Here is a 13,359-nt window from a genome sequence, read left to right as displayed (position 1 = left end):
CGCGCGCGGCGTCCCTGGGTGCGGGGGTCGCGCCGGCGCGTCAGGGTGGAGGGGATGACTCCCGCTCGCCCGCCCTCCTCCCGCGCCCGGCTGCCCGACCCCCGCCCCCCTCCCCGCCGGCCTCCCGACCGCCTCCCGCGCGGCTGCCCGCAGGATCGCCGACGCCCTCGCCCGGCGGCCGTGGATCGCGCGCGCGGTGCGCACCACCGGGGCGGCGGTGCTGGCGTGGCTGGCCGTCGGGCTCGTCCCCGGTCCGTGGAGCGAGTACCCGTACTACGCCCCGCTCGGCGCGGTGGTGGCCACGTCGGTGACCGTGCGGGGGTCGACGCTGCAGTCCGCGCAGGCGGTGCTGGCGATCGCGCTCGGCGCGGTGGTCGCACGGGCCGTCGACGCCCGCCCGCTGGCGCAGCTGCCGGCGCTGGCGGTGGTCGTGCTGGTGGGCGTGCTGCTGTCGGGTTGGCGCGTTCTCGGCGACCTGGGGTCCTGGGTGCCGACGTCCGCGCTGTTCGTGCTGGTGATCGGCGCCGCCGACCCCGTCGGCTACGTCTCCGCGTACGTGGGCCTCACCCTGCTGGGCGCGATGATCGGCGTGGGTGTCAACGCCCTCGCTCCCCCGCTGCCGCTGACGCCCGCCGAGCGCGCCCTCGACGCGCTGCAGGCCGAGGTCGCCGGGCACCTCGAGGCGCTCGCCGACGCGGTGCGGGACGACGCGGCGGTGCCGCCCGACCGGGGACTCCGGACGGCACGCGCGCACGCCGCGTCGGCAGCGGCGGAGGCCCGCGACGCGGCGCGCGCGAACTGGACGGCCCGGCACTACCGGTCCTGGCGGGAGCGGCAGGACCGGCACGCCCGGTCCCTCGACCGCGCCGCCGGGGTGGCCCTCGACGTCACGCGGACGCTGGAGACCGCCGCGACGCTCGACGCCGTCCCCGACGCCACGCGCCCGCTCGCCACGAGCGCCGGCGACCCCGAGGTGCGGGCCGCCGTGGCCGACGCCGTCGCTGCGGGGGCGGCGGTGGTGCGGGCGCTGCGCCAGGACGGCACGGACGACGACGCGGCGGCGCGGCTGGCCGGTGCGCTCGACGACGCCGGGGACGCGGTCGCCGCGGCGCGGGCACGGGCCGGCGGGACGACCCTGCCGGCGGACGCCGTCGTGGTGGCGCTGACCCCCCTGCTCACCGGCTGAGCACGGGCCGGCCCCCGCTCAGCGCGGCCCGTCAGGCCAGGTCGTCCAGCGCCTCCCGCATCGCGCGGGTGAGCGCGCCGCCCCCGTGACCGACCCCGTCGAGCACGACGAGCCTGCTCGCGGGCCAGCCGCGGTGCAGGTCCCAGGCGGTGTCCAGCGGGCTGCTGACGTCGAGGCGCCCGTGCAGGAGCACCGCCGGCACGTGCGCGATCCGCGGCAGGTCGCGCAGGAGCTGCCCGTCCGCGAGGAAGCAGCGGTGCGCCCAGTAGTGGGTCACCAGCCGCGCGAACCGCAGGCGGAACGCGGGGTCGTCGTAGCGGGGGTCCGGCGACCACCCCGGCGCCAGGGAGACGTGCGTGTCCTCCCACCGGCACCACGCCCGGGCCGCCGCCGCCTGCACGGCCGGGTCCGGGTCGGACAGCAGGCGCGCGAAGCCGTCGGCGACGTCGCCGTCCCGGAGCGACGGCGGCAGCGCCCGCACCAGTTCGTCCCACTCACGCGGGAAGACCCGGCGCATGTCGCGGGTGAGCCACGCGATCTCCCGCTGCGTGCCCGCGGTCACCGCGCCGAGCACCATGCCGCGCACGCGGTCCGGGTGGGCCTGCGCGTAGGCGAGCGCGAGCGTCACGCCCCACGACACCCCGGCCACCACCCAGCGGTCGATCCCGAGGTGCGCGCGCAGCCGCTCGAGGTCCGCCACCAGGTGGGCGGTGGTGTTCGTGCCGAGGTCCGTCCCCGGCTCGTCGGCGAGCGGCCGGCTGCGGCCGGCACCGCGCTGGTCGACCAGCACCGCCCGGTACCGCGCGGGGTCGAACAGCGCCCGTGCGCCGGTGCCGCAGCCGCTGCCCGGGCCGCCGTGCAGGTACACCGCGGGCGAGCCGGCCGGGTGACCGACCGTCTCCCAGTACAGCTCGTGCCCGTCCCCGACCGGCAGCATGCCCGTGTCGTACGGCTGGACGGGCCCCGGCGCGCTCACGGACCCGAGTCTGCCGCACGCCGGTAGCGTCGGTGCCGTGGACCTGGACGAGGTGCTGCGGGTGCTCGACGCGCTCGAGGGACGGCGCGTGCGCTGCTGGGTCGCCGGGGGCTGGGGCGTCGCGGCGCTGGCCGGTGCGCAGACCCGCCCGCACCGCGACCTGGACCTCGCCGTGCACGCGGACGACCTCGGCCCCGCCCTCGACGCGCTGGCCGACCTCGGGTACAGGCGGGAGACGGACTGGCTGCCCGTCCGGGTCGAGTACGCGGCGCACGGCCGCGGCTGGGTCGACGTGCACCCGGTCGCGTTCGACGCCGCGGGTCACGGCCGGCAGGCGGGGCTCGACGGGGCGCACTTCGACTACCCGCCGGACGCGCTGACCACCGGGACGGTGTCGGGCCGCGCGGTGCCGTGCCTGTCCGTGGCCCAGCAGCGCGCGTTCCACGCCGGGTACCCGCTCCGCGACCAGGACCGGCACGACCTCGCGGTGCTCGACGGGATCGACGCGCTCGACGCGGTCGACGGGCTCGGCGCCCTCGACCGTCTGGGCCCCCCGGGCGCGTCGGCTACGGTCGGCGGCATGACGGACGACGTGCGCAACGTGCTGACGGCCCTCGACGCGGTCGCGGAGCCGTGGCAGCCGCACCGGCTGACGAGCGTGAACGACTACGACGTCAAGGTCGTGAAGCTGGACGGCGAGTTCGTCTGGCACAGCCACCCCGAGACCGACGAGCTGTTCCTCGTGGTCAGCGGGGCGCTGACGATCCAGCTGCGGGACCGCGACGTGCACCTGGGCCAGATGGACACCTTCGTCGTCCCCCGCGGCGTCGAGCACTGCCCGCGCGCGGACGGCGAGGTCGCCGCGATCCTGATCGAGCCGCGCGGCACGGTGAACACCGGCGACGCGGGCGGCGAGCGCACGGCGGAGCTGCGGGAGCTCTGACGCGCCGGCACCGCGCGCCCCGACGTCGCGGCTCTCACGGCCGCGGGTCGACCCGCTTCCACGGCTTCTCGTCCCGCCGTCGGCCCATCCCCGCCGCGCACTTCGGGCACACCCGAGCGACCCGGTCCGCGTCCCGTCCGGTGGCCGGCTGCACGTCGGCCCACGTGACGTGCGGGAACCGCAGGAGCGACGACCGGTACAGGGACAGTCCGCACAGCGTCTCGTTCCGGCCGGACTCCCAGGCGTGCACCTCGCCGCCGGGCATGCGGTAGCCGTCGGGATCGGTCCACTGGTCGCTCGCGGCGACGGCGGCTGACGTCGGTCGGGGCATGCGTCCGACGCTAGACGTCCGCGGCCGGAGCGCCACCGGAGCCCGACGGGACGCCGTCGAGCACGAACCGCACGGTGCGGTCGACCGGCGAGGCGCCCGTCAGCCGCACGCGCACCCCCTGCCCGAGCGGCAGGCCGGCCCCCTCGAGCCGCCCGCGGGCCGCCGGCTCCCGGAGCTGCACGACCCCGCTCGACCCGTCCTCCTTCACGTCGACGACGACGCCGTCGAACTCCTCGCCCACCCGGCCGGCCAGCAGCGCGGCCTCGACCAGGTCGACGCACCCGCGCTCGTACGCGGACGCGCGCCGGTCGCCGCCGGCCATCAGGTCCGGCAGGAGCGGCAGCGCCGAGCGGACGTCGTCCGGCACCTCGGTCCCCGCCGACAGCGCCACGCAGGTCTCCCCCACGAACCGGTCGACCAGCCGGCGCAGCGGCGCGGTGGTGTGCGCGTACGGAGCGGCGATCGCCGCGTGCAGCGCCTGCTCGGGCACCTCCCCGTCGAACGCGACGTAGGCGGCACCGCGCAGCAGGGTCGTCGCCTCCGTCAGCAGGGCCGCCTCCGCCGGGACGCCGGCGTCGAGCCCGCGCACGACCGCGGCGTGATCGGCCCCGTCGGGCCACGCGACGCCGAGGGCCAGCGCGGTGCGCCGCAGCCGCGCGACGTCCCGGGGGTCCGGCGGCGGCAGGGTGCGCAGCACACCGATCCGCCCGTCCAGCATCAGCCGGGCCGCGCACATGCCGGTGAGCAGCGAGATCTGGGCGTTCCACTCCTCGACCGGCAGCGTCGTGCGGCTCCGCAGGGTCCAGGCGCCGCGGGCGTCGACCTCGACCTCCTGCTCCGGGACCGGCAGCGTCAGGCCGCCCCGCGCCACCTCGGCCGCCTGCCGCAGCCCGCCCACCTCGCGGAGCAGCACCAGGGTGCCGTCGGCCGACCCGTCGTCCAGCGACCGCTGCGCCCCCTCGTACGTCAGCTGCGCCCGGCTGCGGACCAGCGCCCGGCCGACCCGGAACGCGGTGGGCTCGCCGGCGGCGTCGAGCTCGATGTCCCACAGCAGTGCCGGGGCGTCCTGGCCGGGCAGCAGGCTCGCCGCCCCCTCGGACAGCTGCGGCGGGTGCAGGGGCGTGCGGCCGTCGGGGGCGTACAGGGTCTCGACGCGGCGGCGCGCCTCCGCGTCGATCGCGCCACCGGGCCGCACCCACGCGGCGACGTCCGCGATGGCGTACCGCACGCGGAACCCGTCCCCGCGCCGCTCGATGTGCACCGCCTGGTCGAGGTCGCGGGACCCCTCGGGGTCGATCGTCACGAACGGGACGTCGGTGGCGTCGGCGCGGTCGGACGCGGGGCCCGCCGCGGTGACGGCGGCGACCTCCGCGAGCACCTCGGGGCCGAAGGCGTCGGGGACGTCGAGCTCCGCGCGCAGGGCGGCGAGCCCCTCGCGCACGGCGGCGTCGATGTCGCCCACCCGGTCGTCGTGGACCGGGGCGGCATGCAGGCGGACGTGGCGTCGGGGCACGTCGCGAGCCTAGGACGCGGGGCTGACGGGCGCGCGCCGCCCGCCAGCCCCCGGTTCAGCGCGTCAGGGCACCCAGGCCCTGGAGCTCCAGGACCGCCGCCCGCACCCCCGCCGCCGGGACTCCCCGCCCCGCGGCGAGGGCCGCCGCGACCGTCGGCGGGACGTCCGGGTCGGAGCACAGGACCACCGGGGCGTCCGACGCCGCCGAGGGCAGCCGCCCGTGCGTGCCGCGGACGCCGCCGGGGTCCAGCGGGGTCGTCGACATGGCGTACCGGAGCCCCAGCTTCTTGCGCACCAGGTTGAGCCCGGCGCGGGCCTTCGCGAGCGGGTCGGCGAACAGCAGCTCCGCGGGGTCGTACCCGGGCTTGCGGTGGATGTCGACGCCGCGGGCGTAGTCGGGCGCGCGGTCGTCGTCGAGCCAGAACGGGTAGGTGAACCACGCGCCCGGCTCGGCGACGACGACCAGCTCGCCGGACCGCTCGTGGTCCAGGCCGTACCGGGCCTGCGCGGCGCGGTCGAGCACCTCGTCGACGCCCGGTACGCCACGCAGCAGGTCCGCGACCCGCGGGACGTCCCCGGGGTCGGCGACGTAGACGTGCGCGACCTGGTGGTCCGCGACGGCGAACGCCCGCGACGTCCACGGGTCCAGCTGCTCGCCGTTGGCCTGGGTGTACACCTGCAGCAGCCCCTCCTCGCGGAGCAGCCGATTCAGGTGCACGGGCCGGTCGGCGGGCTCGATGCCGTACTCGGAGACCGCCAGGACGGTCGCCCCGCGGGCCTCCGCGTCGTCGAGCAGCGGGGCGAGCGCGGCGTCCAGCTCGGCGGCGGCGGCGTCGGCGCGGGGGTCGAGCGGGCCGTACCGCTGGAGGTCGTAGTCGAGGTGCGGGACGTACGCCATGGTGAGGTCCGGGGCGCGGGTCGCCATGAGGTGCCGGGTGGCCTCGACGATCCACCGGCTCGACGTGATCGAGGCGGTCGGCCCCCAGTACTGGAACAGCGGGAAGTCGCCGAACCGCCCCACGAGCTCGTCGTGCAGGGCCGGCGGCCGCACGTAGGCGTCCGGGGACTTGCGGCCGTCCGCGTGGTAGACCGGCCGCGGCGTGACGGTGACGTCGGTGGTCATCCCCATCGCGTACCACCAGCACACGTTCACGGCGGAGTACCCGGGGGCGGCGCGGCGGGCGGTCTCCCAGACCTTCTCCCCCGCGACCAGGCGGTTGTGCTGCCGCCACAGGTGCACCTCGCCGAGGTCGCGGAAGTACCAGCCGTTCCCGACGACGCCGTGGCCCGACGGCGGCAGGCCCGTGAGCATCGTGGACTGCACCGAGCAGGTGAGCGCGGGCAGCACGGTGTCCAGGCCGGCCCGCCAGCCACCCGCGGCCATCCGCGAGAGGCGGGGCATGTGCGCGAGCGCGCGCGGGGTGAGCCCGACGACGTCGAGCAGGACGAGCGGCTTCACGCGGACCTCCGGGCGGTGGTGGCGGGTACGGGCGCGGGTGCGGCTGGCGCGGGCCCGGCGGTGCTCAGGTGCTCGACCGCCCAGCGCAGCTCGGCGGCGATCCCGGCGACCAGGTCGTCCGCCGCGCGGGCGGCCAGCCCGGCGGGCAGCACCGACCACGTGTACGTCTCGACGTCGAGGTGCGCGTCGGCGCCGTGCCGGGTCCCGGCGACCGCGGCCACGGCGTCGCGGAGCACGTCCGTGGTGGACGCCAGCGGCTCGGCCGGGCGGTGGTGCAGCGGCACGTGCACGTGGACGCGCCACGGTCCGGCGCCGGGCAGGTCCGCGAGGGCCTCGGGCAGGTCGTCGGCGGCGTGCACCGCCCCGCCGCTGGACTCGCGCACCTGGTGCAGGTACCGCTGCTCCGCGAACCGGGCGACGGCGGCGCGGGCGGCCGGGTCCGCGGGGTCCGCGACGTGCAGCGCGGCGGACGCCTGCACCTTCACCACCCGGAGCCCCGCGTCCTCGATCCGCCGGACGGCCGCGGCCGGGTCGGCGAACGACACGGCGAGGTGGCAGGTGTCGAGGCAGACGCCTACGTGCTCGGGGTCGATCTGCCCCGGCCCGGTGCCGGTCCGCGCGGCGAGCCAGCCGACGACGTCGTCGACGGTGTCGAGCACGCAGCCCGGCTCGGGCTCGATCGCGAGCCGGACCGTCCGGCCGGTGCGGCCGGCCAGGCGGCGCAGGTCACGGGACAGGTCCGCCAGCGCGCGGGTGGCCGCGGCGTCCTGCTGCGGGGACCACGGCTCCCGCCACGCGAGCGGCAGCGTGGAGATGGACCCGTCGACGCCCTCGGGCAGCAGGTCGGCGAGCACCTCGGCGCAGGCGAGCGTGGACGCCGCGCGCTCGGGCTCCGCCCACGTCGGCGAGTACACCGCGTGCTTGACGACCTCGGCGTGGAACCCGCCGTACGGGAACGCGTTGAGGGTGTGCACGGTCAGCCCCTGCTCGGCCAGCGCCGCCCGGAGCCGCGCGCGGTCGTCCGGGCTGCCCGCCAGCCGGTGCGCGAGCGTCGCCGGCAGCCACAGCCCGACCCCGAGCGTGCCGAGCCCGGCGGCCTCCCGCACCGGCCCCGCGTACCGGGCGAGCTGGTCGAGGACGCCGTCGAGGTCCTCGGCCGGGTGGACGTTGGTGCAGTAGGACAGCCGCATCGTCATGCGCGCACGCCCCGCAGCACGGAGGAGCCCTCGAAGGTCGCGGGCTCCGGCGCCCGGCCCGGCACGAAGCCCGGCACGGGGTCCAGGACGAGATTGCCGGACTGCGCGTAGAACGCCGCGGGGTTGCGCCACAGCACCTGGTCCACGTCGTCCTCGGTGAAGCCGGCCTCGAGCATGGTCATGCCGGTGCGCCACGTCTTCAGCGGGTCCGACCGGCCCCAGTCGGCCGCCGAGTTCACGATCATCCGCTCGGTGCCGTGCTCCTGGAGCAGCGCGACCATGCGTCCCTCGTCCATCTTGGTGTCCGGGTAGATGGAGAACCCGGCCCACGCCCCGGCGTCGAGCACCGCGGCGACGGTGGTCTCGTTGAGGTGGTCGACCAGCACCCGCCCGGGCGCGAGGCCCGACTCGGCGACGACCTGCAGCGTCCGGCGGGTCCCGGCCTGCTTGTCGCGGTGCGGGGTGTGCACCAGCACCGGCAGGTCGGCCTCCCCCGCCAGCTCCAGCTGCCGGCGGAACACCTCGTCCTCGGCCTCCGTCATCGCGTCGTACCCGAGCTCCCCGACGGCGACGACCCCCTCCTTCGCGAGGTACCGCGGCAGCACGTCGAGCACCCCGCGGCAGCGCGGGTCGTTCGCCTCCTTCGGGTTCAGGCCGAGCGTGGCGTGGTGCCGGATGCCGAACTGCGCCGCCCGGAACCGCTCCCAGCCGAGCAGCGAGTCGAAGTAGTCGGTGAACGAGCCCACGCCGGTGCGGGGCTGGCCCAGCCAGAACGCCGGCTCCACGACGACGCGGACCCCCGCGGCGTACATCGCCTCGTAGTCGTCGGTCGTGCGGCTGGTCATGTGGATGTGCGGGTCGAGGATGCGCATCAGGGCTCCTGACGGTCGGCGTGGTCGTCGGGGTCGGGCTGGCCGGGCTGGTGGGGCGGGGAGGACGGGTCGGCGCGCACCGTCGCGATGCGGGCCAGGTCGTCGGGCACGGGCCGGCCGGCGGCGCGGCGCTCCGCGGCGAGGTCGGTGGCCATCCGGGCGAGCTCCGCGTCGGCGCGGCGGTCCAGGCCGGCGACGGCGTCGAGGCTGGTCTGCTGGAACACCAGCTTCACGACCGCGTGCCGCCAGGTGTGCTGGTCGAGGTGCGCCGCGGCGAACGGCCCGACGGCCGCGGCGACCAGGGACGTGTCGTTGGCCCGCAGCGCGTCGCCCGCGAGGTCTCGGCCGACGGCGACGACGGGGCCGGGCAGCGGGCCGGGCGCGGTCGCGGTCAGCACGTCCAGGCCCCGCAGCACACCCCGCCGCTCGGCGGTGTCGCCGTCCCGGTAGAGGACGACGAGGTGGTCGGCGAGCGCGAGGGCGTCGGACCCGTGGGCGTCGGCGAGCGCGACGACCACCGCGGCGCGCGCGGCGTCGTCGACGGTGCCGTGCGCGGTCCCCGCGGGGTCCGAGTCCGGGCGGAGCGGGTCCCGGCCGACGCGCCGCCCGGCGAGCGGGAAGGCCTCGTCGGCGGCGCGCGGGTCGCGCCGGACCGCCGCGAGCGCCTGCGCCAGCCAGCCGGTCGCGGGAGCGGTCGCCGCGGTCACCACCGCGGTGGGCGGCGGGTCGGAACCGGGCGGGCCGGTGGGTGCTGCGGGGCCGGACGACGTCGTCGGCGTCATGGTGGCCTCCCTCTCAGGGTGCGGGGACGGGTACCGGGTCGGGGCGGCCGGCCCAGGCGCGGCGCAGGGCGGTCATCGCGTCGCGCACCTGGCGCGGCGCGTCCCACGAGTGCCGCGGCAGCTCGACGGACACGACGCCGTCGTAGCCGGGCACGGCCGCGAGCGCCGCGAGGGCGGCGGGCAGGTCGAGCGCCCCCTGCCCGAACGGCAGGTGCTCGTGGTGGGTGGCGGGCATGTCGTCGATCTGCACGTGGTGCAGGTGCGGGCCGGCGGCGGCGAGGGCGCCCGCGACGCCACCGGGCTCGACGACGAGGCAGTGCCCGATGTCGACGGTCAGCCCCAGGGCGGGCGGCCCGCCGAGGTCCGCGTGCAGCACGAGGGCGTCGGCGACGGTCTCGACGAGCATCCCGGGTTCGGGCTCGAGGGCGAGGCGCACGCCGTGGTCCGCGGCGTGGGCGACGAGGCCGGGCAGGCGGGCACGGAGCCGGTCCCGGCCGACGTCCGCAGGGACGCCCGGCGCGAGCACCCCGGAGAACAGCTGGACGGTCGGGGCGCCGAGCGCGGCGGCGACCTCGACCGCACGGCGGAGGTACCCGAGGCGGGGGCCGGCGTCCTCGTCGACGAGCGCGGGCGCGTGCTTGCGCCGCGGGTCGAGCAGGTACCGGGTGCCCGTCTCCACGACGACCCGCATCCCGCGTCCCCCGTGGGCGCGGGCGAGGCGGTCGCGGACGGCCGCGACGTCGGCGGCCGGCACCCACGGGTCGAGGTGCGGGAACCCGAGGGTGAGCGCCACGGCGTCGTACCCGGCGTCCTCCAGCAGGTCGAGCGCCGCGCCGAGGGGGTGGTCGCCGAGGCCGTTGGTGCCGTACCCGAGCGCGAGCGGCAGCGGGCCGGGGCGCGGTGCGTCCGTCACGTCTCGCTCACCGCCCCGGTGCCGGACGCCCGGCGCAGCAGCGCGCCCGCGGCGGCGACGACGCCCAGCGCCGCGGCGGTCGCCGGGCGGGCGGCGCGGGCCGCCCACGCCGCCTGGAGCGGGACCATGGCCCGGATGCCCGCACCCGTCGCGGACCGTGCCCGGGCGGCCGTGGGCTCGCGCGCCGCGGCGGCCTGCGCCGGGAGGCACGCCGCGAGGTAGGCGGCCGTCGCGGCGACCGTGGCGAGGGCACCGGCGCGGGTCGTGCCGGACCCGGTCGTGCCGGACCCGGTCGTGCCGGACCCGGTCGCGCCGGTCCGCGGGCCCGCGAGCGCCGCGGCGGCGACGGCCCCGGTCCCGGCGGCCACGGCACCGGCGACGGACGGGGTCGTGCCGTGCACCTCGCCGCGGGACAGCACCGTGACCCCGGCGGTGTGCGCCGCGAGCGCCGCGGCGGCCGGCAGGGCGGCGCGCAGGTGCCCGGTGCCGGCGCCGAGCAGGACGTCGAGCCCCCGGCAGGCGGCCATCGCGACCGGCCCCGCGGGGGTGTCCTTGAGGACCGCGTCGTACAGCCACACGCACCCGGCGAGCGGCACGGCGACGGCGAGCGCCCGCCGGCCGCCGCCCACCGCGGCGAGGGCCACCCCCGCGGCGCCGAGCCCCGCGGCCACGGCGAGCGCCCGCGGCGGGCTGATCCGGCCGGACGGGACGGGGCGCTCGGGCCGCTCGACGGCGTCCACCTCCCGGTCCGCCCAGTCGTTCAGCGCCATGCCGCCCGCGTACAGGCAGACCGACGCGGCGGGCAGCGCGAGCCGGCGGGGGGTCAGCGGGTGACCGGCGGCGCCGGCACCCGCGAGGGTGTCCCCGAGGACGCTGAGCGCCGCGGGCGCCCGGACGAGCTCGAGGTGGTCGCGGAGCGTGGGCGTCACGCCGCCCCCGCGACCCGCGCCCACGCGACCAGCGCGGCCGCCTGGTCCGCCGCGCCGTGCCGGTCCGACCCCCACGGGTCCTTGAAGAAGAACCCCAGCTCGGGCACGACCCCGGCCACCCCGGCGGCGTGCGCCAGCGCGAGCAGCCGGGCCAGGTCGAGCACCATGGGCGCCGCGAGCATCGAGTCGTACGCGGACCACGTCGTCTGCAGCGTGATCCGGGAGCCGAGGAACCCCTGGGCGTGCACGTGGTCCCACGCGACCTTGACGTCGCCGAGGTCGGGCACGTGGTCGATGTGCAGCGGCGTGACGTCGGAGCCGGTGAGGTCGCGCAGGCCGCGGGTCTTGGACGCGAGCTTGGACCGGACGGCCTGCGGGTCGGCCAGGGTGGCGCCGTCGCCGCCGCCGAGCAGGTTGGTGCCCGCCCACGACAGCACGCGCAGCCCCCGGTCGGTGAACGCCGGCGCGAGCACCGTGCGCAGCCACGTCTGCCCGGTCTTGCCGTCCTGCCCGGCGACCGGCACCCCGCGGTCGGCCGCGAGCCGCTGGAGCGCCGGCAGGCCCATCCCGGCCGAGGGGGTGAACCCCGCGTAGGCGGCGCCGGCCAGCAGCGCGGCCCACGCGGTGACCGACGACGGCGGCAGGACCACGCGGTCGGGCTCGGCGAGCGCGACGGCCAGCGCCCCGGGGTCGGCGTGCTCCGGCGCGGGGGCCACGGGCGGCTCGGTGGACGACACGTCGACGACGACCACGCGCGCGAGCCGGTGCCGGTCCGCGAACGACGTGATGTCCGCGGCGAGCTGCTCCGCGACCCGCTGCTGCGACTGCCCGGGCGCCAGCAGCCCCCGGTGCCCGGGCCGCACCTCGGCGTCGGCCGCGTCGAGCGCGGGGGCCGTCGCGGCGAGCAGCGCGGCGGGGATCATCCCGGCGTCGACGAGGGCCTCCGCCCGCTTGGTCATCGACACGTCCGAGACGTCGTGCCCGCCCACGACCAGGTGGCCCCAGCCGGGCAGCGGCAGCCCCTCGAACGCCGCCGCCGCGGTCACGCACCCGTCCGGCGCGGCGTGCCCGGCCGCGACCGCCGCGAGCCCGAGGGCCGCCGTGGTGCCGACCGACCCGCGGGCGCCGACCAGCCACAGGCCGGTGCGCCCCGGTCCCGTCGACCCCGTCGATCCCGCCGACCCCGCGGCCGTCACGCCTTGTCCTTCGTGCTGAACGCCGCGTCGAACGCCGCCTCCGGGGCGTCGAACGCCAGCCGCCGGACGAACGCGAGCGCCTCGGGTGCGCCCAGCAGCCGGTCCATGCCGGCGTCCTCCCACTCCACCGAGATGGGGCCCGTGTAGCCGATCGTGTTGAGCACCCGGAAGGCGTCCTCCCACGGCACGTCCCCGTGCCCGGTGGAGATGAAGTCCCAGCCGCGGCGCGGGTCGGCCCACGGCAGGTGCGACCCGAGCCGGCCGTTGCGGCCGTTGGCCATCCGCTTCTTCGTGTCCTTGCAGTCGACGTGGTAGATCCGGTCCTGGAAGTCCCAGAGGAACGCCACGGGGTCCAGGTCCTGCCACACCATGTGGCTCGGGTCCCAGTTCAGGCCGAACGCCTGCCGGTGCCCGATCGCCTCCAGGGTCCGCACGGTCGTCCAGTAGTCGTAGGCGATCTCGCTCGGGTGCACCTCGTGCGCGAACCGGACGCCGACCTCGTCGAACACGTCGAGGATCGGGTTCCAGCGGTCGGCGAAGTCCTGGTAGCCCGCCTCGACGGCCTCCGCGGACACCGGCGGGAACATCGCCACGTACTTCCAGATGGACGACCCCGTGAAGCCCACGACGGTGTCGACGCCGAGCTTCGCGGCCAGGCGCGCGGTGTGCTGCATCTCCTGCGCGGCCCGCTGCCGGACGCCCTCGGGGTCGCCGTCGCCCCACACGACGTCGGGAAGGATGTCGCGGTGCCGCTGGTCGATCGGGTCGTCGCAGACGGCCTGGCCCTTGAGGTGGTTGGAGATCGCCCACACCTTCAGGCCGTGCTTCTGGAGGATGTCGAGCCGGCTCTGCACGTACGCGTCGTCGTCCCAGCGCCAGGGGTCCAGGTGGTCGCCCCAGCAGGCGATCTCGAGGCCGTCGTAGCCCCACTCGGCGGCGAGCCGGGCGACCTCCTCGAACGGCAGGTCGGCCCACTGGCCGGTGAACAGGGTGATGGGTCGGGTCATGGCGGTCTCCTCGTCGAGAACGGTGGGTCGATCGTGCGTGCCGGCGCCGCGGTGTG

Annotated in this window: 13 protein-coding genes; 2 read left to right on the top strand and 11 right to left on the bottom strand. The window is 77.8% G+C overall.

Features of this window, described 5'->3' with window-relative positions; translation table 11 throughout:
* The first annotated feature begins 196 nt into the window (after positions 1-196).
* A complete protein-coding gene (locus QNH85_RS18275) occupies positions 197-1,186 on the top strand; it encodes an aromatic acid exporter family protein (RefSeq protein WP_282948698.1) in 990 nt (329 codons plus the stop codon).
* A 31-nt stretch (positions 1,187-1,217) separates the two neighbouring features.
* Here the strand turns inward: QNH85_RS18275 and pip are convergent, their stop codons facing one another.
* Positions 1,218-2,162 (bottom strand): prolyl aminopeptidase, encoded by a 945-nt coding sequence (gene pip / locus QNH85_RS18270; RefSeq protein WP_282948696.1) that lies wholly within the window; start codon positions 2,160-2,162, stop codon positions 1,218-1,220.
* Between the two features lie 37 nt (positions 2,163-2,199).
* On the opposite strand from pip, the gene QNH85_RS19965 reads away from it, so the two are divergent.
* A complete protein-coding gene (locus QNH85_RS19965; RefSeq protein WP_346016344.1) occupies positions 2,200-3,105 on the top strand; it encodes a nucleotidyltransferase domain-containing protein in 906 nt (301 codons plus the stop codon).
* Between the two features lie 34 nt (positions 3,106-3,139).
* On the opposite strand, the gene QNH85_RS18255 is transcribed toward QNH85_RS19965, so the two are convergent.
* From QNH85_RS18255 to QNH85_RS18210, 10 genes are read right to left on the bottom strand one after another with little or no spacing between them, the layout of a single operon-like run.
* Complete coding sequence (locus tag QNH85_RS18255) at positions 3,140-3,436, bottom strand: hypothetical protein (RefSeq protein WP_213283688.1); 297 nt, start codon at positions 3,434-3,436, stop codon at positions 3,140-3,142.
* Positions 3,437-3,446: 10 nt separating this feature from the next.
* Entirely contained in the window at positions 3,447-4,949 is a 1,503-nt protein-coding gene (locus QNH85_RS18250) for an RNB domain-containing ribonuclease (protein ID WP_346016343.1), read from the bottom strand.
* 55 nt (positions 4,950-5,004) lie between these two features.
* Entirely contained in the window at positions 5,005-6,408 is a 1,404-nt protein-coding gene (locus tag QNH85_RS18245; RefSeq protein ID WP_282948694.1) for an alkaline phosphatase family protein, read from the bottom strand.
* Positions 6,405-7,604 (bottom strand): metabolite traffic protein EboE, encoded by a 1,200-nt coding sequence (gene eboE, locus QNH85_RS18240; RefSeq protein ID WP_282948693.1) that lies wholly within the window; start codon positions 7,602-7,604, stop codon positions 6,405-6,407. Before eboE ends, QNH85_RS18245 begins: the two co-directional genes overlap by 4 nt.
* Positions 7,601-8,476, bottom strand: a complete 876-nt coding sequence (locus QNH85_RS18235; protein WP_282948691.1) for a TatD family hydrolase — start codon at positions 8,474-8,476, stop codon at positions 7,601-7,603. Before QNH85_RS18235 ends, eboE begins: the two co-directional genes overlap by 4 nt.
* The gene (locus tag QNH85_RS18230; protein ID WP_282948690.1) at positions 8,476-9,258 is read right to left on the bottom strand and encodes an EboA domain-containing protein; all 783 of its coding nucleotides are present in this window, start codon (positions 9,256-9,258) and stop codon (positions 8,476-8,478) included. The genes QNH85_RS18235 and QNH85_RS18230 overlap by 1 nt, the downstream gene beginning before the upstream one ends.
* Before the next feature lie 13 nt (positions 9,259-9,271).
* On the bottom strand, positions 9,272-10,171 hold the full coding sequence (locus QNH85_RS18225) for a sugar phosphate isomerase/epimerase family protein (protein WP_282948689.1): 900 nt from the start codon (positions 10,169-10,171) through the stop codon (positions 9,272-9,274).
* Complete coding sequence (locus tag QNH85_RS18220) at positions 10,168-11,100, bottom strand: SCO3242 family prenyltransferase (protein ID WP_282948687.1); 933 nt, start codon at positions 11,098-11,100, stop codon at positions 10,168-10,170. The genes QNH85_RS18225 and QNH85_RS18220 overlap by 4 nt, the downstream gene beginning before the upstream one ends.
* A complete protein-coding gene (locus tag QNH85_RS18215; RefSeq protein WP_282948685.1) occupies positions 11,097-12,296 on the bottom strand; it encodes an inositol-3-phosphate synthase in 1,200 nt (399 codons plus the stop codon). The genes QNH85_RS18220 and QNH85_RS18215 overlap by 4 nt, the downstream gene beginning before the upstream one ends.
* On the bottom strand, positions 12,293-13,303 hold the full coding sequence (locus tag QNH85_RS18210; protein WP_282948683.1) for a sugar phosphate isomerase/epimerase family protein: 1,011 nt from the start codon (positions 13,301-13,303) through the stop codon (positions 12,293-12,295). The genes QNH85_RS18215 and QNH85_RS18210 overlap by 4 nt, the downstream gene beginning before the upstream one ends.
* Positions 13,304-13,359 lie beyond the last annotated feature (56 nt).

The organism is Cellulomonas endometrii, assembly GCF_949769265.1.
Taxonomy (GTDB): Bacteria; Actinomycetota; Actinomycetes; order Actinomycetales; family Cellulomonadaceae; genus Cellulomonas; species Cellulomonas endometrii.
This window is presented reverse-complemented; position numbering and strand designations above follow the sequence as displayed.